The 21191-nt window shown below is 74.0% G+C and carries 18 protein-coding genes and 1 pseudogene; 8 read left to right on the plus strand and 11 right to left on the minus strand.

The features are described 5' to 3' along the window. Window positions 1–155: 155 nt before the first annotated feature. Both ypfJ and CRP52_RS00615 read right to left on the minus strand, forming a co-directional pair. On the minus strand, window positions 156–1058 hold the full coding sequence (gene ypfJ, locus CRP52_RS00610) for a KPN_02809 family neutral zinc metallopeptidase (protein WP_097234542.1): 903 nt from the start codon (window positions 1056–1058) through the stop codon (window positions 156–158). 144 nt (window positions 1059–1202) lie between these two features. After that, complete coding sequence (locus CRP52_RS00615) at window positions 1203–2033, minus strand: helix-turn-helix transcriptional regulator (protein ID WP_097239740.1); 831 nt, start codon at window positions 2031–2033, stop codon at window positions 1203–1205. Window positions 2034–2176: 143 nt separating this feature from the next. Here CRP52_RS00615 and CRP52_RS00620 point away from each other — a divergent pair, with 143 nt between their 5' ends. Next, window positions 2177–3040, plus strand: a complete 864-nt coding sequence (locus CRP52_RS00620; protein ID WP_097234543.1) for an NAD-dependent epimerase/dehydratase family protein — start codon at window positions 2177–2179, stop codon at window positions 3038–3040. A 66-nt stretch (window positions 3041–3106) separates the two neighbouring features. Here the strand turns inward: CRP52_RS00620 and fusA are convergent, their stop codons facing one another. The 3 genes from fusA to CRP52_RS00635 all read right to left on the minus strand — a co-directional run bounded on the left by fusA (window position 3107) and on the right by CRP52_RS00635 (window position 6993). Next, window positions 3107–5185 carry an elongation factor G gene (fusA, locus tag CRP52_RS00625; RefSeq protein ID WP_097234544.1) on the minus strand — a complete coding sequence of 693 codons (2079 nt, stop codon included), beginning with the start codon at window positions 5183–5185 and terminating at the stop codon, window positions 3107–3109. A gap of 365 nt (window positions 5186–5550) precedes the next feature. Next, window positions 5551–6123, minus strand: coding sequence for a hemerythrin domain-containing protein (locus tag CRP52_RS00630; RefSeq protein WP_306458822.1), 573 nt, complete (start codon window positions 6121–6123; stop codon window positions 5551–5553). A 165-nt stretch (window positions 6124–6288) separates the two neighbouring features. Further along, the gene (locus CRP52_RS00635; RefSeq protein ID WP_306458823.1) at window positions 6289–6993 is read right to left on the minus strand and encodes a DMT family transporter; all 705 of its coding nucleotides are present in this window, start codon (window positions 6991–6993) and stop codon (window positions 6289–6291) included. Between the two features lie 151 nt (window positions 6994–7144). On the opposite strand from CRP52_RS00635, the gene CRP52_RS00640 reads away from it, so the two are divergent. Together CRP52_RS00640 and CRP52_RS37950 are read left to right on the plus strand one after the other, a co-directional pair. Continuing rightward, entirely contained in the window at window positions 7145–7675 is a 531-nt protein-coding gene (locus CRP52_RS00640; RefSeq protein ID WP_097234545.1) for a MarR family winged helix-turn-helix transcriptional regulator, read from the plus strand. A 67-nt stretch (window positions 7676–7742) separates the two neighbouring features. Next, entirely contained in the window at window positions 7743–8360 is a 618-nt protein-coding gene (locus CRP52_RS37950) for an AAA family ATPase (protein ID WP_097234546.1), read from the plus strand. Window positions 8361–8562: 202 nt separating this feature from the next. Here the strand turns inward: CRP52_RS37950 and CRP52_RS00650 are convergent, their stop codons facing one another. Continuing rightward, window positions 8563–8976, minus strand: coding sequence for a winged helix-turn-helix transcriptional regulator (locus CRP52_RS00650; RefSeq protein ID WP_097234547.1), 414 nt, complete (start codon window positions 8974–8976; stop codon window positions 8563–8565). 123 nt (window positions 8977–9099) lie between these two features. Here CRP52_RS00650 and CRP52_RS00655 point away from each other — a divergent pair, with 123 nt between their 5' ends. Next, on the plus strand, window positions 9100–10038 hold the full coding sequence (locus CRP52_RS00655) for an NADP-dependent oxidoreductase (RefSeq protein WP_097234548.1): 939 nt from the start codon (window positions 9100–9102) through the stop codon (window positions 10036–10038). A gap of 268 nt (window positions 10039–10306) precedes the next feature. After that, window positions 10307–11086, plus strand: a complete 780-nt coding sequence (locus CRP52_RS00660) for a hypothetical protein (protein WP_257032206.1) — start codon at window positions 10307–10309, stop codon at window positions 11084–11086. 67 nt (window positions 11087–11153) lie between these two features. Here CRP52_RS00660 and CRP52_RS00665 read toward each other — a convergent pair whose 3' ends face one another. From CRP52_RS00665 to pgm, 4 genes are all read right to left on the minus strand, one after another. Further along, on the minus strand, window positions 11154–11915 hold the full coding sequence (locus CRP52_RS00665) for a helix-turn-helix domain-containing protein (protein WP_097234550.1): 762 nt from the start codon (window positions 11913–11915) through the stop codon (window positions 11154–11156). Between the two features lie 232 nt (window positions 11916–12147). Then, the gene (locus CRP52_RS00670; RefSeq protein WP_143685594.1) at window positions 12148–13305 is read right to left on the minus strand and encodes an acyltransferase family protein; all 1158 of its coding nucleotides are present in this window, start codon (window positions 13303–13305) and stop codon (window positions 12148–12150) included. Between the two features lie 52 nt (window positions 13306–13357). Beyond that, window positions 13358–14086: an HAD family hydrolase gene (locus tag CRP52_RS00675; protein ID WP_097234552.1), complete on the minus strand. Its 729-nt coding sequence runs from the start codon at window positions 14084–14086 to the stop codon at window positions 13358–13360. Between the two features lie 207 nt (window positions 14087–14293). Next, window positions 14294–15934, minus strand: coding sequence for a phosphoglucomutase (alpha-D-glucose-1,6-bisphosphate-dependent) (pgm, locus tag CRP52_RS00680; RefSeq protein WP_097234553.1), 1641 nt, complete (start codon window positions 15932–15934; stop codon window positions 14294–14296). 291 nt (window positions 15935–16225) lie between these two features. Between pgm and CRP52_RS00685 the strand changes: the two genes are divergently transcribed. After that, complete coding sequence (locus CRP52_RS00685; protein WP_097234554.1) at window positions 16226–17737, plus strand: FAD-binding protein; 1512 nt, start codon at window positions 16226–16228, stop codon at window positions 17735–17737. 144 nt (window positions 17738–17881) lie between these two features. Here the strand turns inward: CRP52_RS00685 and CRP52_RS00690 are convergent, their stop codons facing one another. Further along, on the minus strand, window positions 17882–18826 hold the full coding sequence (locus tag CRP52_RS00690) for a LysR family transcriptional regulator (protein WP_097234555.1): 945 nt from the start codon (window positions 18824–18826) through the stop codon (window positions 17882–17884). 131 nt (window positions 18827–18957) lie between these two features. Here CRP52_RS00690 and CRP52_RS00695 point away from each other — a divergent pair. Further along, window positions 18958–20264: pseudogene (locus CRP52_RS00695) on the plus strand (MFS transporter). A gap of 44 nt (window positions 20265–20308) precedes the next feature. Next, a complete protein-coding gene (locus CRP52_RS00700) occupies window positions 20309–21037 on the plus strand; it encodes a cysteine hydrolase family protein (protein WP_257032207.1) in 729 nt (242 codons plus the stop codon). Window positions 21038–21191 lie beyond the last annotated feature (154 nt).

A 21191-nucleotide genomic window follows, 5' to 3' on the forward strand; every position in this document is an offset into this window, starting at 1 on the left:
GGTCAGCGCGCCGGAGTGAGGACGTGCCGCCGTCGCGCGGCCTTGCGCGGTGGCGGCGGACCGTGGCGGACGTCCCCCGTGGAGCGCTCGATCGGCGAACCGGAAGCGGGGCGACGGGCGGCGGCAGCTGACGAACCGGCGGGACCGACTGCCGGCTACAGCTTGGCGGCGGAGAAGGTGTCGCACTGCGCGAGGTCGCCGCCGCGGTAGCCGGTGGTGAACCAGGCCTTGCGCTGGTCAGCGGAACCGTGCGTCCACGCCTCCGGGTTGATCCGCCCGGTGGCCTGCTGCTGGATCCGGTCATCACCCACGGCCGCGGCCGCATCCAGGCCCTGAGCGATGTCCTGGTCGGTGAGGGAAGCGATCAACGGGCGCCCGGTAGAGGGCTGCGGGGTGGTGGTGGCGTGGTGGGCCCACACCCCGGCGTAGCAGTCGGCCTGCAGTTCCAGGCGTACGGCGGCGCTGTTGGCGCCCTGGCGGTCGCCGCCGACCTTCTGCATCGCGCCGGTGAGGGTCTGGATGTGGTGGCCGTACTCGTGCGCGACGACGTAGGACTCGGCGAAGGGGCCGCCCTTGGCGCCGAAGCGGGCGGAGAGTTCGTTGAAGAAGCCGAGGTCGAAGTAGGCCTTCTTGTCGCCGGGGCAGTAGAACGGCCCCACCGCGGAGGTCGCCGCCCCGCAGGCGGTCGAGACCTGGCCGGTGAACAGCACGGTCTCGGCGTTCCTGTACGGGATGCCTGTGCGGCGCGGCAGTTCGGTGCGCCAGAAGTCCTGCAGGCTGTTGGTGACCGCCACGATCCGGCAGTCCTGGCGCTTGTTGGCGTCCGCGCCGGTCTTGCAGGCCTGCTGGGCCTCGCCGGCGGTGCGCACACCGGTGGAGGAGGTGGAGGCGCTGCCGGAGGACAGGCCCAGCAGCTGCGGGTCGACGCCGAGGACGATCGCGAACAGGACCGCGATCAGGCCCACGGCCCCGCCGCCGATGGCGACCTTTCCGCCGGGGATGCCGCGCCGGTCGTCCACCTGCGAGGTGTCGAGGTCGCCCTGGTCGTCGAACTGCATCGGCTCTGCCTGCCCGCTTGTGTCGTGTTCCGCCCTGCTGGTGACGGTCCGTACCGTCGGCGGCCCCGCCCAGCCTACGGGCAGCGGCCGGCGGTACGGCGCAGCAGGGCCCGGACGCCGGGCGGGGGCCTGAGGCCCGGGGAATCAGGCCGGGGCGCCGACGACGCGCAGCAGTTCCAGGCGGGAGGCGGACTCGCTGCCGGGTGCGGCGGTGTGCACGAGCAGCAGCTGGTTCTCGCCGCCGGCGGCCAGGACCTCGCACTCCAGCTCCAGCGGCCCCACCACCGGGTGCAGCAGCCGTTTGCGGCCGCTGCGGCGCTGGGCGACCTCGTGGCGCTCCCAGTGGGCGGCGAACTCCCCACCACTGGCGAGGAGTTGCCGCAGCAGTTCGGCGGCGCGCGGGTCGGCGGGACGGGTGGAGTGGGCGGCGCGCAGGCCTGCCACGTGCGCGCGGGCGAGGTCCTCGTGGTCCTCGGGCGGGAACAGGTCCCGGGCCCCGGGTTCGGTGAACCAGCGCAGCAGCAGGTTGCGCCGCGGCGGCGGCAGTGCGCCGAGGTCGCCGAAGACGGCGGCGGCCATCGGGTTCTGTGCGAGGACGTCGCCGAGGTCGGAGACGACCTGGGCGGGCGTGTCGTGCAAGCGGTCCAGGATGAGCAGCAGTCCGGGGCGCACGTGGCCCAGCGGGCCGTGCCGGCGCGGCGGCTCGTGACCGGCGAGGCGGAAGAGGTGGTCGCGTTCGTCCTCGCTCAGGCGCAGGGCCCGGGCCAGGGCGGCGAGCAGGTGCGGTGAGGGCTGTGGGCCGCGCCGCTGTTCCAGGCGCGCGTAGTAGTCGACCGACAGTCCCGCCACCTGGGCCACCTCTTCGCGCCGCAGCCCGGGGGTGCGTCGGCGCGTGCCGGGTGGCAGGCCCAGGTCGGCGGGGGTGAGCCGGGCCCGGGTGCGGGTGAGGAAGTCGGCCAGCGCCGCGCGGTCGATCATGCTCCCCAGCATGGCCTGCGGGGGTGGGCGGTATCCAGGGATCGGCGGTCCCTGGTTCGGGAGGTCTCTGCCGGGCCGGGTGCGGGGCGGGCAGGGTGGTGGGTGTCGGAGGACATCGACTTCCCTGGAGGGGACGGACCATGGCGAGGATTCTGGTGACGGGCGGGACCGGTTCGGTGGGGAGCCGGCTGGTGCCGCGGCTGGTGCGCTGGGCGGGCGAGCAGGGCTCCTCGGTGCGGGTGCTGGTGCGGGACGAGGCGAAGGCGGCCGCGGCGGCCCGGCTGGGGGTGGAGGTGGTGGTCGGCGACCTGTGCGAGGAGGCGGACCGGGCGCGGGCGCTGCACGGGGCCGACGTGGTGGTGAACGTGGCGGCGGCACTGCGCGGGGTGCCGGACGAGACGGCGTGGGCCGTCAACCGGGACGCTGCGGTGGCACTGGGCCGGGAAGCCGCGAAGGCCGGGGTGGCCCGGTTCGTCCACACCAGCACCAACCTGGTGTACGGGCGGGGGCTGGGCCGCCCCGCCGTGGAGGGCGACCGGCCGGCGCCGGACCCGGCGTGGGGGGCGTACGCGGCGTCCAAGGCGGCGGCGGAGACCGGACTGCGCGCACTGGAGGCGGAGGCCGCCCTGCCGCTGGTGGTGGTGCGGTTGGCGTTCGTGTACGGGCAGGGCGACCCTCACCTGGCGCAGTCGCTGCAGTGGGCCGCGCACTGGCCCCCGCACCAGCGCCTGGCGGTGGTGCACCACGCGGACGTGGCGCAGGCACTGTGGCGGGCGGCGACGGCGCCCGGGATCGAGGGGCGCACGTACAACGTCGCCGACGATGCGCCGCTGACGGCCTGGGACCTGCACGTCCTCAACGACCGTACGCACCCGGGTGGTTCGTCGCAGACGACGTTCGACCCGTGGGAGGGGCAGGTGTCCACGGCGGCGGCACGCCGGGACCTGGGCTGGCGGCCGCTGTACCCGTCGGCGTGGACGGCGGCCGAGGCCGGGGCCCTGTGAACCGTGGGAGGCCGAGGCCTCCGTGGCGCCCGGCCCCGCCGTGGAGTGCGGGGCCGGGCGGCGGGCTCAGCCGGCGCTCGCGGGGGCGGGGGCGTAGCCGGCCGGGCGGGTGGTGAAGGTGCCGCGGCCCTGGGTGCGTCCGCGCAGGCGGCCCGCGTAGCCGAACAGTTCGGCCAGCGGTACCACCGCGCTCACCTGGGCACTGGTGCCGCGCCCGGGGGTGGTGGCCCGGACGTGGCCGCGGCGGGCGGCGAGGTCACCGAGGACGGTACCGAGCGCGTCCTCGGGGACGGTGACCGTCACCTCCGCGACAGGTTCCAGCAGCCGCATCCGCGAGATCCGTAGCGCCTCGCGCACGCCCAGGCGGGCGGCGGTGCGGAAGGCGAGCTCGGAGGAGTCCTTGGGGTGGGTGGCCCCGTCGGTGAGGGTGACGGCGACGCCGGTGACCGGGTGGCCGCCCAGCGGCCCCTCGGCCAGGGCCTCGCGGCAGCCGGCCTCGACGGCCTGCACGTACTCGCGCGGCACCCGCCCGCCGGTGACGGTCGAGGAGAACACGAACTCCGCCTCGCTGCCGTCCGCCAGGGGCCGGACGTCCAGGACGAGGTGGGCGAACTGGCCCGCGCCGCCGTCCTGTTTGGCGTGGCGGTACACGAAGCCGGTGACGCCCTCGACCAGGGCCTCGCGCAGCGCGACCCTCGGTGCCCCGGTGACCGCCTCGATGCCGCTGTCGCGGCGCACCTTCTCCACCGCCACCTCCAGGTGCAGCTCGCCCAGGCCCGACAGGGTGCGCTGGCCGGTCTCGGGATCGGTGGCCAGGCGCAGCGAGGGGTCCTCCTCGGCCAGGCGGGCCAGGGCGGTGGCGAGTTTGTCGGTGTCGGCGCTGCGGCGGGCCTCGATGGCGACGGTGACGACGGGTTCGGCGCTCACGGGTGCCTCCAGGAGGATCGGGTGGTCGGGGTCGCACAGGGTGGCGCCGACGCGGGCGGCCTTGGGGCCGATGACGGCGACGATGTCACCGGCGCAGGCGTGGTCGGTCTCGGTGTGGCGGTCGGCCATCACGCGCAGGATGCGGGCGATGCGTTCGGTGCGGCCGGTGGCGGCGTCGAGCACGGTTGCTCCCTTGTGCAGGGTGCCGGCGTACAGGCGCAGGTAGGTCAGGCGGCCGGTGGGGGCTGCGACGACCTTGAACGCCAGTGCGGTCAGGGGCTGTTCGGGGTCGGCGGTGCGCTGCTGCGTCGCGTCGACGGTCGTGCCGGTGGTTGCCCCGGTGGCGTGGACGGGTGGGACGTCGAGTGGGGAGGGCAGGTAGGCGACGGCGGCGTCCAGGAGGGGTTCGATGCCGCGGTTGCGGTAGGCGGAGCCGCACAGCACCACCACGGCCTCGCCGGTGCGGGTCAGTTCGCGCAGGGCGGCGGCCAGGGTGGCGGCGGTGACGGTGCCGTGGGTGCAGAACTCCTCCAGGGCTTCGGGGTTCAGTTCGGCGACGGCCTCCTCCAGGGCGCGCCGACGCTCGGCGGCCTGGTCGGTGAGGTGGACGGGGACCGGGCCGTCCACCGGGGTGCCGTCGTCGTGCCAGGTCAGCGCGCGCAGACGCAGCAGGTCGACGACGCCGGTGAACGACTCCTCGGTGCCGATGGGCAGTTGGACGGCGAGCGGGCGCGGGTGCAGGCGCTCGCGGATGGAGGCCACGGCGGCGTCCAGGTCGGCGCCGGCGCGGTCGAGCTTGTTGACGAACGCGATCCGGGGCACGCCGTGGCGTTCGGCCTGGCGCCACACGGACTCGCTCTGCGGCTCGACACCGGCGACCGCGTCGAACACCGCGATCGCGCCGTCCAGGACGCGCAGCGAGCGTTCGACCTCGTCGGCGAAGTCGACGTGGCCGGGGGTGTCGATGAGGTTGATCCGGTGCCCGGCCCAGGCGCAGCTGACGGCGGCGGCGAAGATGGTGATGCCGCGGTCGCGTTCCTGGGGGTCGAAGTCGGTGACGGTGGTGCCGTCGTGGACTTCGCCGCGCTTGTGGGTGGTGCCGGTGAGGTAGAGGATCCGTTCGGTGACGGTGGTCTTGCCGGCGTCGACATGGGCGAGGATGCCGAGGTTGCGGACGGCGGAGATGGCGGTGGTGGCTGTGGTGGTGTCGGTGCGCATGGCCCGGGTGCCTTTCGAGGCGGTTCCTACGGGTGGGCGCGCGATTGCCAGTGCCGAGCCGACTCCGATCATCCGTCAACGGCGTTGACCGGCGGAGCCCGTGCGGGCTCGGAGGACCAGGGTTCAGATGGCGGCGGCACTGCTCCGGTGCCGGCCGCGCAGCGGGCACCGGAAGGACGGGGACACCAGGATCACCTCGTACCGCGACGCGGGAGAGGGAGCGGCAGCACGCTGCTTCGGCACGGCCGCTCGCCCCCTCTCTCGTCTCGTTCGTCGTCTCGTTCGCCGGTACGGTCGCCGCGCACGGTGGGGCGCGGCTGCGTGGCGAGTCTAGGGACGACGGGCGCGGCGGGGCGAAGGGTTTTTCACGGTGTCCTGAACTGCAGGACCGGCCGCGACCAGCCGTCGTCGTCCACCCCGGCGTCGAGGGCGGCGGCCAGGGCCCGTTCCTCGTAGCCGAAGTGGGACTCCATGATGGCGGCCAGGCCGTCGAGTTCGCGTGCGATGGCCTCCCGGTCGGCATCGGGCGAACCGGCGGCGGACTGTTGGGTGAGGTCGCGCACGCGGGTGAGGATGGCGGAGATGAAGCCGTGGTCCTCGACGAGTTTCGCCATCGTCGGCGCCAAGTCCGGGCGCTCGCGCAGGAGTTGGGCGAACAGGCCGTCGTCCTCGCCCTGGTGGTGGTTGGTCAGGGCGGTGCAGAAGGCCAGGCAGTGGGTGAGGAGGTGGTCGTCGCCCGCGGGCGGGGGCGGCCGAGGTTGGCGCGGACCTCGGCGAGGCGACGACGCAGTTCCCGGTGCGCAAGGGTGAGTTGAAGGCTGAGGGCGGCCGTACGGCCATTGTCGGGGAGGCCACGGGTGGCGGATCCCTTTCGGTCGGGCACCTCCATGCCTGACGCGGTCCGTCACCGGCACGCGATGCCGCCGCCATCGGATCACGTCGCCCGGCCTCGGGGCAAGCGCCCGTCCGGCACCCGAGAAGGCCCCGCAGGCGCGTCAGGGGCGTCAGGGCGGGATGCATGGCGTCGGGCTGCGCGGCTTCGGGCCTGGCGCCGTCCGGCCGGGCGCCGCCGCGGCGCGGCAGGCCCAGGAGGATCCCGGTCGTCACCAGCGCCAGGCCCGCCCCTGGCGCACTCCGAAGGCGTCCCCGTCCAGCACGGTGCCCAACAGCACCCCGGTCAGCGGGTTGAGCAGGCCGAGCAGGCCCACCGTCCCGGCCGGCAGTTGGCGAAGCCCGGCGAACCAGCAGGCGAAGGCGAGTGCGGTCGCGATCAGGGTGCTGTAGCCGAAGGCAAGCAGAGTGGAGGTGTCCATCGGCGGGGGTGCGCCCTCGACGGCAACGGCCGACGGCAGCAGCATCAGACCCCCGGCGGTCAGCTGCCAGGAGGTGGCGGCGAGCGGATCGGCGCCCTCACGCCAGCGGGCGGCGAGCACGTAGCCGACGGAGGAGACCAGCATCGCGGCCGCCGACGCCGCCAGTCCGCCGAAGCCGACCGCACCGCCGGTGCCGAGCAGGGTGAGTGCCACCCCGGCCAGGCCCACCACCGCACCGACCAGGTGCGCGCGGTGCGGGCGCCGGCCGGCCAGGGCCCAAGCGGTGAGGAGCATCGCGAGCGGGGAGGCGGCCATGACGGTGGCGGCGGCACTGGTGGGCAGCAGCTGGGAGGCGAGGTAGAGCAGGACGAAGAAGACGGCGGTGTTGAGCAGGCCGAGCAGTGCGCTGCGCCACCACCAGGGCCGTGCGGGCGGCGGCGGGCCAGGGCGAGCAGCAGCAGACCGGCGGGCAGGGCGCGCAGGACCGCTCCCCACAGCGGGTGACCGGCGGGCAGGTAGGCGTGGGTCACGTAGTAGTTGGCGCCCCACGCAAGGGGGCGAGGGCGGTCGGCAGCACCCACCGGGCATTGGCTTCCATGGAAGACAATATAACTTCCTCGGAAGCTATTGGGAGTACGATGGGCACATGGAACGCCCGGAGCAGCACCCCGACCACGTCGAGCAGATCCAGGCCGCGTGGCGGCGCGAACGCCCCGACCTCGACGTCTCCCCGCTGGCCGTCATCGGCCGCCTGCACCGCCTCGCCGCCCGCCTGACCGCCGAGCTCACCCTCGTCTACCAGCGGTACGGCCTCGGCGAGGGCGAGTTCGACGTGCTCGCCGCCCTGCGCCGCGCCGGCGCCCCCTACGAGCGCGCACCGGGCGAACTGGCCGCCCACACCATGGTCACCACCGGCGCGATGACCAAGCGGATCGACCGCCTGGAACGCGCCGGGCTGGTCGCCCGCCGCCCCGCCGAGGACGACCGGCGCGGGCGCGTGGTCGCCCTCACCGACGCCGGCCTGCGCCTGATCGACGAGGCCTTCACGGCCCACCTGCGCAACGAGCACCGCCTGCTCGGCCACCTCTCCCCCGAGGAGGCCGCCGCCCTGCAGCACCTGCTCACCGCCTGGCAGAGCCGCCTGGACGGCAGCACGGACACCGGCCGTAATGCTTGACCCCCACACCCGCACCGGACCCACCCCGCCGAACCGGCCCGGACCCCGGAGCGCCTACCGTGCCGGTATGCACACCGACGACACCCCGTGGGACGTCCTGCTGATCGGCGGCGCCTCGGGTCTGGGCAAGAGCCGTGCCGCCGCCCTCCTCGCCGCCCGGCACGGCGCGTTCACCGTGGAGTTCGACGACGTCGTCGCCGCCCTGCAGGCCGCCACCACCGCGGCCACCCACCCCGGCCTGCACCTCTTCGCCGCCGCTCAGGGCGCCCCGGGCGCCGCGGAGGAGACCATGGGCGCCGACCGCGTCCTGGCCCTGCAGATCGCCACCGCCCGCGCCCTGGACGACGCCCTGCTCGGCGTCGTGCGCAACCGCCTCACCGTGGACGTTCCCGCCATCGTCGAAGGCGACTACCTCACCCCGGCCGCCGCCGCCCGCGCCGGCGCCGAAGCCGCCGCCCGGGGCCGGCGGGTACGGGCCCTCTTCCTCCACGAGGACGACCCCGCACGCATCGCCGCCAACTACGCGGACCGCGAGCCCGGCCTCGGCCTGCAGCACGAACGCGCCGCCGTCAGCGCCCGTTACTCGCACTGGCTCGCCACCCAGGCCGCCGCCCACGCCCTGCCCGTGCTCGCCTGCCGCCCGTACGCCACCCTGCCCGAGCGCCTGGCCGCCGCCCTGACCTGAGGTGCGACGGGCTCAGCCCTCCCGGGCCGGTCGGGGACCGTTCTCCCCTCCCGGGAGGAGGGCGCGCCGGACCGGGGTGACCCTGCGGCGGGAGTGACCGCCGGCCTGGGCGTCGCCGCGCAGTGCTACCGCGGCCGCACGGCCCCGCGCCGCTGAACTCGGGCCACTGAACTCAGGCCGCTGTACCCGGGCCCGGGCGCGCTCACTCCGACGCACCCCCGCTCCCGCCGTCATGGGCGGCCCGGGCGGCCAGCACCTGCGGCATGTGGGACTCCGCCCACGCCTTGATGGCCTGCATCAGCGGTAGCAAGTCCTGGCCGAGCGCGGTGAGTTCGTAGTCGACGCGGGCCGGGACGGTGACGGTGACGGTGCGGGTGAGCAGGCCGTCGCGCTCCAGTGCGCGCAGGGTCTGGGTGAGCATCTTCTCGCTCACCCCGGCCAGCCGCCGGCGCAGGTCGCTGTAGCGCTGTGGGCCGTCGGCGAGGGCGTTGACGACCAGGCTGGTCCACTTGTCGCCGATGCGGTCCAGGAGTTGGCGGGCCGGGCACTGGGCGAGGTAGGCGTCGTAGCCGGCGGCCTCGGCGGCGCGGCGCTGGGCGGCGGTCGTGGTGGGCACGGGCTCGCTCTCCTTTGCGTGCGGTACGCACCTTGAAGTGCGTGCTTCCTGATGGGGAGTAACTCTCCTTAGGTTGGGCGCTGTTCCCGGATCTGCTGTGTCGAGTCGACTGGAGTGTGCGTGATGCGTGCCGTGGTGGTGCGGGAGTTCGGCGGTCCCGAGGCGCTGGAGCTGGTCGAGGTGGCGCTGCCGCGGCCGGGCCGCGGGCAGGTGCGGGTGCGGGTGGCGGCCGCCGGGGTCAACCCGGTGGACGCGGTCACCCGCGCCGGGACCCTGGCCGGGGCCGGGCTGATGGCGCCCCGGGCGGTGACGGGAATCGGCTGGGACGTGGCGGGCACGGTCGACGCCGTCGGGCCGGGGGTCACGGGTTTTGCGCCCGGGCAGCGGGTGGTGGGACTGCGCGACCGCCTGGACGTGGACCTGGGCACCTACGCCGACCACGTGGTCCTGGACGCCGACGCCCTCGCCCCCGTCCCCGCCGGCCTGTCCCTGGAGGCCGCAGCGACCCTGCCGCTCAACGGGCTCACCGCGCTGCAGGCCCTCGACCTGCTCGACCTGCCCGCCGGCTCCACCCTGCTGGTCACCGGCGCGGCCGGCGGTGTCGGCGGCTTCGCGGTCGAACTGGCCACGCTGCGGGGCCTTCGGGTCGTCGCCCTCGCCGGAGAGGACGACGAACAGCTCGTCCGGTCCCTGGGCGCGCAGTGGTTCGTCCCCCGCGGAGTGGGCGATGTGGCAGCAGCCGTACGGGAGTTGGTCCCCGGCGGGATCGACGGTGCGGTGGACGCGGCCCTGCTGGGCGTAGGGGCGCTGGGCGCGGTGCGCGGCCGCGGGGCGTTCGTGGCGGTGGCGGGCGGCAGCGAACCGGTGGGGCTGCGCGGAATCCGGGTGGCCAACGTCTGGATCACCGCCGACGGACCCGCCCTGGGGCGTCTCGCGGCGCTCGCGGGCGACGGCCGGCTCACCCTGCGGGTGGCGGACACTCTGCCCCTGGAGCAGGCTGCGCAGGCGCACCGGCGCCTGGCCGACGGCGGGCTGCGCGGGCGCCTGGTACTCACCCCCTGAGCCCAGCCGTCGCACCGGCCGTGGCGAAGGACGGGCAGGCGGCCTGTTCGCCAGCTTCGCCGAGCGCAGGAGGAATTCCGGACCCGGGGAAGCAGCAGCCGCACCCGCCGGAGGGCCGCTCCCCCGATGAACGGCCTCTTGGCCACTGTCCGGCTGTCCCGCCGCCCCCCGGCTCGCGCGATGGTCGGTCGAGGCTGAACTCGTCCGGCTCGGGACTGTTGGGTGAATCCGGTGGCAGTGGCGGGCGGTGGGCGGGGAGACTGCGGGGATGGACACTCCCGTACCGGACCTGCGCGTCCGTGATGTCGTGCCCGGCTACCCGGGCATGCACCCGCTGGTCGCCGACCTGGTGCTGCCCGAGGGCGCGCCGATGTCCGTGATGAGCACGCTGGAGACCTCCCGCGAGCTCGTACGGCACTCCTACTACCGGTACGAGTTCGCGACGGTCGCCGTCACGCACGCCCTGTCCGCCCTGGAGCAGGTCCTCGCCGAGCGCCTGGGCGCCCGGGCCCCGCTGCGGGAGCTGATCACCCGGGCCGCCGGGGCAGGGCTCGTCTCGGTGTACCTGGCCGGGGAGTTGGAGCGCGCGCTGCTGCTGCGCGAGCGGCTCGCGACGGGCAGCGCGACCAGCGCCACCGTCAACCCGGTCAGGGCCGTCGACCTGCTGCGCGCCGTGTTCGACAGCGTCGCCCTGCTGCTGCCCGGGCCTGAGGCCGAGGCGCAGACGGAAGCCGGGGCGCAAGGGCCGCATGACCGGTTGGCGCGGCTGTGGGAGGAGCACCGCCGCGCCCCGTTCCCGGCGAGCTTTCGCGGCGTGGACATCGACGGCACCGACCTGGTCCTGCTGGACGCCGACGTCGCCGGCCTCGTGCGGCGGGAGCTGGACGGCGGACTCGACGGCGAGGGCGTCGCCGCCCTGTGGTCGCGCATCGCCGGCCTCGCCACGGTCGTGCCCGTGCTCGACGAGGCCTACTGCGCCGCCTACTTCACCCGGCTGCGCACGATGGCCGATCTCGCGGCGGCCCGCCACCTGCCCGAGGCCACCTGACCCCGCACCCGCGCACTGGCCCACCCAGGCCGCCTGCCACCGACCCCCGGTCTGCCCTGGCGGGAGGCTACTGGTGGTCCAGGACGGGGACGGGGACGGGGACGGGGTCCGGGGCGGGGGCCGGCTTGGTGTGGAGGACGTCACGGGCCTGTTCGGCGGCGCGGACGATGCTTTCGCTGATGAAGTCGAGGAAGCGGGCGACGTTCTCCAGGCGGTGGGCGGCGGGGGTGTCGGCGCCCAGGACGGCGGCGCCCCGACGTGCGGTGGCGACGAGCTGGTCGTTGGCGCGGGCGCTGGCGATGGTCGCCTGGAAGAAGAGTTCGTCGTCGACGATGTAGCGGTCGCGGCGGCGTTCGTCGCGTTCGCGGCGCACCAGGCTCTGGCTCTCCAGGAACGCGATCGCCTTGGAGATGGAGGCCGGGCTGACCTGGAGGCGCTGGGCGAGCTGGGCGGCGGTCAGGCTGCCCGCGTCGGTGGTGAACAGACAGGTCAGCACCCGGGCCGTCATCTTGGACAGGCCCGAGCCCATGAGGACGGTGGTCAGCGACTCCTCGTACTCGGCCACGGCCTGGCCGTCGCGCCCGTGCGCCTGGTCGCCGGCCTGCGGTCCCCGGGCGGGGGCCGGCCTACGGCGGTGGGCGCGGCGTTCGGTGGCGCGGTGGGCCAGGTCGGCGCGGTAGGCGGTGGGGCCGCCGTTGCGCATCACCTCACGGGTGACGGTGGAGGTGGGGCGTTCCAGGCGGCGGGCGATCTCGGCGTAGGGGAGGTCGTCGGCCAGTCCCAGCGCAATCTGCCGGCGTTCCTGCTGGGTGAGCCTGCCTCCCGGCATCACGGTCTCCTCGGTAGGTCCTCGACGCTCCTGCGGTCCTTGATCCCCACCCTAGCGTTCATCTCGCATCCATTGCAATGAGTTCGACAGGTGACGTTGCGTTAGACCTCGCCTGTCGCAACGGTTTCTCGCAGCTGACCTGCCCGGACTCTGATGTGACGCAACGATATGGTTGTCAACCTTCTGAAAGCAACATAGCGTTTCCCATATCAGAAACAGACCGCTCCCCCGGTCAGCCGGCCCACTCCCTGCCGCTGCCCCGCGCCGGCGTACCCGCCCGGGCGAGCCACCCCACAGCGGGCCGCTCCACCGCCGTGTACGTCAGCGCCCCCGCCCCCAGTGTCACGGCGAAGGCCGCGAGGGTGAGCGCGGCCGCGGCCGGGGCGGCGAAGGTGCGCTCGCCCAACAGGAGAGGGCGGCCGTGGAAGAGGACGACGCCCTGGCACAGATAGAAGCCGAAGGAGACCTTGCCCAGCCACTGCCCCAACGGGTGCGCCGGGCACGGACGGTGGAGGTCCCGGTGAGCGGCGGCGCAGATGACCAGGGCCAGCGGCACGACCATCGGCAGCGTGAAGTCGAACGGCGAGGGCACCACCAGCGTGAGCGCGTACGCGGGCAGGAGCAGAAGGGCAGCCGGGGCCAGGCCAAGACGCGGCGCAACGCCCGCGGCGACAGCACGGGCCAGCAGCATCCCCAGGACGAACTCCGGCAGCCGGGCCGGCGGGAACAGATAGCCGAACCACAACTGGTCCAGCGAAACAGGAAGTTGGGGAATCCTCGGCCGCCCGGGCAACAGGACGGCATCGACCAGGGCCACCACCGCGGCCGCCACCAGACACACGCCGGCAGCAGGCAGCACGCCCCGCTCGGGCAGACGGCGCAGCACCCGGTACAGCAGCGGGAAGAGCAGGTAGAACAGCAGCTCGCAGCAGAGCGACCAACTGGGCATGTTCATCCCAGAATTGACGTCCGCATCGGGCGAGTTCGCGTGCACGAGCAGCAGATTCGGCAACCACACCCGCACCGGCCCGGCCCGAGCGAACAACAGGAGAGCCGCGACCCACAACACCAGATGCGTCGGATAGATCCGAGCCAGCCGCCGGCGCCAGAACACCCCGGGCGGCTCCGGGCCGCGCGCCGACCAGGTCAGCACGAAGCCGCTGAGAACGAAGAAGAAGGACACCCCGGCATAGCCGGCCTTGGACGTGACGCACGCGAGGACGGAAGCAGTGCGCGGGTCCGCGAAGAGGGTCAGGGGCGCCTGTGGGTACAGCGGGTCGGTGGTGAGGAAGACGTGGAAGAGGAAGACGGCAAGGGCAGCGGCGAAGCGCAGCGCAGTGAGGGTGGGGAGCCGCCCCCCAGGCCGAGCCGTGTCACGGTGTGCGCGCATGACATGACTGTAGGTCACCGACCCGAAGGCGGAGGACCCTCGGACTGGCGGGCTACGGGCAGTGCGCAGCCAGCGCGTGGGGCAGGTCCGTGAGCGTGTGCAGGACACCGATGCCCTCCGCCACCGCGGCGCCTCCCGCGCTGCGGTCGAGCCAGAAGGCGCGCAGGCCCGCGTCACGGGCACCGAGCGCGTCCAGGTCGTAGTTGTCCCCCACGTAGGCGACCTCGTGCGGGGCCAGGCCCAGCCGCTCGCAGCCCGCCCGGAAGATCCCGGGAGCGGGCTTGGCCTGGCCGAACTCGTCGGAGCAGACCAGCACCGCGTCCTCGAAATGACCCAGCAGCCCGACGGCGTCCAGCTTGCGGCGCTGGTGGCCGACCGAGGAGTTGGAGACGACCCCCAGCCGGTAGACGGGGGCGAGCGCGGCCAGCACCGGTGCGGCATCGGGGAACGCAGCCCAGGCCGCATCCCGGTGCACCGCATAACCGGCGAACCAGGCTGCCGCCTGCCCGTCCGTCAGCTGCTCGGCGCCGCCCTCACCCAGATGGGCGAGGAACTGCCGGGTGCGCTCGCACTGCTGCCCCACGAACGTCAACTCACCGGCCAGGAAACGCCCGTACTGCACCCGCATGATGCTGCGCCACACGTCGAGCGCCGCCGCCGGCGAGGCAAAACGCTCCAGCAGCCCCGACTCCCGCAGGTACGCGAGGATGCCGGCCTCCTCCGACCCCGAATAGTCGAACAACGTGTCATCGACATCGAAGAGCACACCTCTGACCTGCACAGTCCGTCCTTCCCCTGCCGACTCGCCGCCCGGCTCACCCGGCCCGTCCGGGAACCGTACAGGTTCTACGCCCTCCCGCCGGTGGCGGGGCGGCGGAGGAGGCCAGGAGCGTCGGGCAGGCCGGGGAAGCGGGTGTCGGGGTCGGTGCGGCGCATCCCGTCCGTACGGCCGACCCCGGCGCGCGGGTCGGCCGTACGGGCGGGGCGGTCAGCTTGCCAGGACCTCGCCGACCAGGGCGCGGGCCTCGTCCTGGACCCGGGCGAGGTGATCGGGGCCGTGGAAGGACTCGGCGTAGATCTTGTAGACGTCCTCGGTCCCGGACGGACGAGCGGCGAACCACGCACTGTCCGTGCAGACCTTGATGCCGCCGATCGCCGCGCCGTTGCCCGGAGCGTGGGACAGCACCGCGGTGATCTTCTCCCCGGCGAGTTCCCCGGCGCCGACCCGCTCGGGGGACAGCCGCGCCAGCCGGGCCTTCTGCTCGCGATCCGCCGGAGCGTCGACCCGGGCGTAGGCCGGATCGCCGTGGCGGTCCGTCAGTTCCCGGTAGCGGGCGCTGGGCGTCTCGCCCGTCACGGCCGTCATCTCCGATGCCAGCAGGGCGAGCAGGATGCCGTCCTTGTCCGTCGTCCACACTCCGCCGTCGCGGCGCAGGAACGACGCCCCCGCGCTCTCCTCCCCGCCGAAGCCGATCGAGCCCTCCAACAGGCCGTCGACGAACCACTTGAACCCCACCGGGACCTCCACCAAGGTGCGCCCCAGATCAGCCGCGACACGGTCCAGCATCGACGAGGACACCAGTGTCTTGCCCACCCCCGCGTCGGCCGGCCAGTCGGCCCGGTGCCGGAACAGGTAGTCCACCGCCACCGCCAGATAGTGGTTGGGGTTCATCAACCCGCCGTCCGGTGTCACGATGCCGTGCCGGTCGGCGTCCGCGTCGTTGCCCGTCGCGATCGCGAACCGGTCGCGACCACCGATCAGGGAGGCCATCGCGTACGGCGACGAACAGTCCATCCGGATCTTGCCGTCCCAGTCCAGGGTCATGAACCGCCACGTCGGATCGACCACCGGATTGACCACCGTCAGGTCCAGCCCGTGCACCTCCGCGATGCGCCCCCAGTACGCCACCGACGCCCCGCCCAGCGGATCCGCCCCGATCCGCAGCCCCGAGGCACGCACCGCCGCCACGTCCACCACCGACGGCAGATCCTCCACGTACGCACCCAGGAAGTCGTAGCGGCCCGTCGTCGCCGCGGCCGACGCCCGCGCGTACGGCACCCGCTTCACCCCCCGCAGGCCCTCGCGGATCAGCTCGTTCGCACGGTCCTGGATCCACCCCGTCGCCTGCGAACCCGCCGGCCCCCCACTCGGTGGGTTGTACTTCAGGCCGCCGTCCCGCGGCGGATTGTGCGAAGGCGTCACCAGGATCCCGTCCGCCAACGCCCGCGGACTGCGCCGGTTGTGGGCAAGGATCGCATGCGAAACGGCCGGCGTCGGCGTGTGTCCACCCCCCTCGTCCACCAGCACCTCGACGCCGTTGCCGGCCAACACCTCCAAGGCCGTCACCCGCGCCGGCTCCGACAACGCGTGGGTGTCCGCTCCCAGGAACAGCGGGCCGCCCACCCCCTGCCCCGCCCGGAACTCACAGATCGCCTGCGTCACCGCCGCGACGTGGTCCTCGTTGAACGACCCGTCCAGCGACGAACCCCGGTGCCCCGACGTCCCGAACACCACCTGCTGGCCCACCTCCAGCGGATCCGGACGCACCGCGTAGAAGGCCGTCACCAGCTCCGGCACATCCACCAGATCATCCAGCTCCACCGGCAATCCGGCCCGCGCATCCACCATGACCAGTCACTCCCACCGAAACCCCGACGACCCGACAACACACCGACACTACGCCGAACACACCCCCAACCCGCGGACCCGTGGAAATGTCACGGGCGGACGCGGCGGACCCGTCGAGCGGAGCAGTGCCGAGACGTCAAGTCACGCACACCACGCGGGTTTTGACCACAAGGCGGAAGAGGCGCGGGCGGCAACGGCGGCGATGAGCCGAGCGGGCGGGACGGCAACCGGAAAACGGGACGGCTACGGTACGACAATCCCTCTTTGACGACTGATCGGAGAACCTCTGATATGTCCAGGCCAGCACCGTCACGCCGCACCCTCCTCAGCGCCGCCGGGGTCGCCGCCCTCGGGGCCGCCGCCACCGTCGCCGGCTGGGACACCGCCGCCCGCGCCTGGGCCGCCGAGCCCGGCGCCGACATCGTCCGACTGCCGCCGCTGGACGGCATGGTGACGCTCCAGGGGGCCGTACCGGAGCGGTTCCGCGGCGACTTCGGGCACCTGGTGAGCGCCGCGCCCAGGGCGGTGCTGCGGCCCGGCTCGGTGCGCGACGTTCAGCAGGTGGTGGCCTTCGCCCGCCGCCACCGCATCCCGGTGGCCGTCAACGGGCAGAGCGGGGACCTGGCGCAGGTCGGCGAGGCCGGGCTGGAGTCGCACTCCAGCTACGGCCAGGCCAACCCGCGCGGCGGCATCGCGATCGACGCCCGCGGCCTGTCCGAGATCGTCTCCGTACGCCCCGGGCGCGCCGTGGTCGAGGCCGGCGTGACCTGGGCACAGGTGGTCGACGCAGGACTGGCCGCGGGCTGGGTACCGCCGTGCCTGACCGACTACCTGCACCTGTCGGTCGGCGGCACGCTCAGCGTGGGCGGGATCGGCGGCGGCGTGCAGCGCCACGGCCTGCAGACCGATCAGGTCCTCGAACTGGACGTGGTCACCGGCGCCGGCGAACTGGTGACGGCCTCCCCCACCCGCAACCGGGACCTCTTCGAGGCCGTCCTGGCCGGCGGCGGACAGGCCGGCATCATCGTTCGCGCCACCCTCGCCCTGGTCCCGGTCCGCGAACGCGCCCACGTGTTCTCCCTGTACTACGACGATCTGGACACCTACCTCACCGACCAGGAGAAGGTCATGGCCGACGGCCGCTTCGACCTGCAGGTCGGCGACGTGGAGCGCAGCACGGACGGGACGCGGTGGCGCTACAAGGCGGAGCTGGTGGCGTTCGCCGACGCGGGGCAGACGGTGGACCGCGAGGCACTGCTGGCAGGGCTGCGCCCGGCGGCCGACGGGGTGTCGGTGGTGGAGCAGAGCCGGCGCGAGTACGCCTTCCGGGTCGACGCCTTCGCCGGATACCTGCGCGCCACGGGCTTCTGGGGGCTGCCGAAGCCGTGGCTGAGCGTGTTCCTGCCCGCGTCGACCGCGCGGGTGTTCATGGCGGAGGCAGCCGAGGTGCTGACGGCCCAGGATCTGGGCGCGGGGCTGCTGCTGTTCTACCCGTACCGGCGGGAGCAGGTGAGGACACCGCTCGCGGTGCTCCCGGACTCCGACATCGGCTGGCACTTCGACCTGCTCGCCTTCCCCGGCCCCGGCGCCGACACGGCGGCGATGCTGGAACGCAACCGGCGGCTCTACGACCGGGCCGTCCGGCTCGGCGGCAAGCGCTACCTGATCGGAGCGGTCCCGGGGATGACCGGCACCGACTGGCAGCGCCACTACGGCGGGCTGTGGGAACGGGTGGTGCGGGCCAAGCACCGCTACGACCCCGCCGGGATCCTCACCCCCGGCCAGGGCATCCACACCCCCTGACCGGCCGCCGCGCACCCCGGGACGCCCGCGGGCGGCAGACGGCGGGCGGCCCGGGGTGCGCGGGTTCGGCGCCGCGCGCGGGCGGCGGGCGTCGAGAGAGGGCGGAAGCGGTCACGGCGGCGGCAGCAGGCGCGGCGGCGGGGTTCAGTGGGGGGATGTCCAGGTGGGGAGCCAGGTGTCGGGGGTGCTGGAGGTGGTGGGCACCGTGGTGGTCGCGGCGAGGTGGGTGCGGAGGGTGGGCAGGGCCGGGTGGGGGTTGTCGCGGTGCCAGAGGAGGGAGTGCGGGTAGACGGGGGTGGGGTCGGTGATCGGGATGCGGCGCAGGCCGTGGTCGGCCGGCCAGATGAGGCGGGTGTGCTCGCCCATGAAGGTGGCCAGGGCCGGGGTGTCGGCGATGGTGTCGAGGAGTGCGTCGGAGCCGAAGTTGGGGCCGGTGGCCTCGATGGTGAGGCCGAACTCGGCGACGAGGTCGTCGTAGTAGGCGCCCCACTCGGTGCCGGGGACGATGCCCGGCATCCAGATCCGGTGCCCGACCAGTTCGGCGAGGCTCACCCGGCGGGCGCCCGCCAGCGCGTGGGCGGGGCCGGTGAGCAGCTGGAGCGGCTCGTCCAGGACCCGCACGGAGGCGATGTCCTCGGGCAGGGGCCGCCCGGGTGCGCCCACCGCGCGGAAGGACGCGTCGATCGCACCGGAGCGGATCGCCGCCAGGGCCGTCTCGATCTCGACCAGCATCAGTACGTCGAGGTCGACGCCCGGGTTCGCACGGTGGAAGTCGCGCATCAGGCCGGCCGCCGCGCCGCGCGAGGCGATCACGTCCACGCGCAGCGGGCGGCTGCCCGGGCGCACCGAGGCGAGCGCGCGTTCGGCGGCGCGCAGCAGTTCGCGGGCGTGGGGCAGGAACGCCCGCCCGTCGATGGTGAGTTCGGCGCCGCGGGGCGCGCGGGTGAACAGCCGTACGCCGAGGTCGCGTTCCAGGGCGGCGATGCGTTTGGAGACGGCCTGCTGGGTGAGCGACAGGTCGGTGGCGGCCTTCTGGAACTGGCCGGCGTCGACGACCGCGGCGAAGGTGCGTACGGCTTCGAGGTCCATGCCGATCCACCTTAGGGAACAACGAATGGTTGTGCAGATCGGGGAGCTCGGTTGTTTGACCGGCCGTTGTGCTGCTCGGTTAGCTCTCTCCGGTCAACCTCGGTTTGTTCGGACGGGAGTGTGGGGGCAGCATGACGGGCGAGGCGAAACCGGGCGAGCCGGCGTCGGGCCGAACGGCGCTGGGACGGGAGTTCGGCTGGCTGTGGGCGGCGTACGCGGTGAGCGCGTACGGATCCGGGCTGGGCTTCGGGGCGCTGCCGCTGATCGCCGTGCTGGCACTGCACGCGGGCCCGGGCGAGGTGTCCGCGCTGTCCGCGGTGGGGCCGGCGGTGGGTGCGCTGGTCGCGCTGCCGCTCGCGCCGTGGATGGAGTCGCGGCGCAAGCGCCCCGTCATGATCGCGATGGACCTGGTCCGGTCCGCCGCCCTGGCCACGATCCCGGTCGCCTACGCGCTCGGCCTGCTCGGCTTCGTCCAGCTGCTCGTGGTCTCCGCCGTCGTCGCCGCGGCCAAGATCGCCTTCGGTGCGGCCACCGGCGCCTACCTCAAGGCCCTCGTACGGCCGCAGGACCTGCTCGTGGCCAACGCCCGCTTCGAGTCCACGAACTGGAGCTCCATCGCGATCGGGCCACCGCTGGGCGGGGCGGCCGTCGGCCTGTTCGGACCGGTCGCCACCGTGGTGGCCGACGCGCTCAGCTACCTGCTCTCCGCGCTGGGCATCACCGCGATCCGCCGCCGCGAGGAAGCACCCCGCACGGAGGACGGGAGCACGAACAGGAACGGGGCAGGGGCCCGGTGCCGGCGGGCGCGCTGCTGGAGGGCTGGCGCCACATCCTGGGCGACCGCACCCTGCGGGCGCTCTACCTCAACAACATGCTCGTCTCCGGCCTGATCATGGCCACCGAACCGCTGCTGGCCGTCCTCCTGCTCGGCCGACTCGGCTTCCCCGCCTGGCAGTACGCCCTGGCCTTCGCCCTCCCCTGCCTCGGCGGCCTGCTCGGCTCCCGGCTGGCCCCGCGCGTGGTGGCCCGGCACGGTCGGACCCGGGTGCTGCGCACCGCCGGCACCCTGCGCGCCGTCTGGCTGATCGGCCTGGCCTTCGTACGTCCGGGCATCGTCGGCCTGCTCACCGTGATGGCCGTCGAACTGGCGATCATCGTCCACATGAGCCTGTACACCCCGGTCCTCGCCGCCTACCGGCTCGAACAGACCCCCCAGCACCTCGTCAGCCGCACCCTGACCGCCTGGTCGATCGGCCAGCAGACGGCCATCGCCACCCTCACCGCACTCGGCGGACTGCTCGCCGACGCCACCAGCCCACGCACCGCCCTCGCGGCCGCAGGACTGCTCATCCTCACCACTCCCCTCCTGCTCCCCCGGCCCACCCGGACCGCCCGGACCGCCCGGCCCGAACCACGACCCGCCCGCACGCCCTCCTGAAACCCGCCCTGCCCCCGCCCCGCCACCGGCACGGAGACCACCCCATGAACGCCACTTCTGCCCTCGCCCCCGCCCGTACCGCGCTCCTCGTCCTGGACTGCCAGCCCGCGGTGCTGGCCGCCCTGCCCGACGACACCCGGCGCGACGCCCTCCTCGATCGCGTCGAAACAGCCCTCGCCCACGCCCGCGCGGCCGGCGCCACCGTCGTGTTCGTCCGCACCGCCTTCACCGAGGCCGACTGGGACGCCGTCCCCGGGGCCAACGCCACCTTCGCCGCAGTGGCCCACCACCGCGCCCTGCACCACCAGGACCCCGCTGCCGCCCTCCACCCCCGCCTGGTCCCCCGCGGCGGCGACCTCCTGATCCGCAAGACCCGCCACGGCGCCCTGTCCGGCACCGGTCTCGACCGACGACTGCGCGAACACGGCATCACCGCCCTGGTCGTCTGCGGCCTCAGCACCAGCGGCGCCGTCCTGTCCACCGTCACCGACGCCGCCGACCGCGACTACCGCCTCCACCTCCTGTCCGACGCCATCGCGGACCCGAACCCCACGCCCACGACACCCTGCTGCACACCGCCCTGCCCGCACGGGCGCACCTCCTCCACAGCACCGCCCTGCCGACCCTCCTCCCGGGGGCGGTCCCGGCCACGCCCTGACTCCCGCCACGAACTGACTCCCGCCACGAACCGGCCCGTACCGCCCGGGCACGCGAGCCGGGGCGTGCAACCGCCCGCCGGGCGCCCTCTGCCGGGCCGAGCCCGCCCCGGGTGACCGGCACGTGTCCGGCGGGCGTGTTGCGGAGGTGTTGCGGTGGACGCGACAGGCACGCCCGGCGTAGTAGCGTCGGAGCGTGAAGTCACGCACACGGCGCGGCTTTTGACCACACAGCAGACGGGGGTCGACGTTGGGAAGGGGTGGTGGGTGT

Origin of the sequence: Streptomyces sp. 1331.2 (assembly GCF_900199205.1) — a bacterium.
In the GTDB taxonomy this organism is placed as follows: Bacteria; Actinomycetota; Actinomycetes; order Streptomycetales; family Streptomycetaceae; genus Kitasatospora.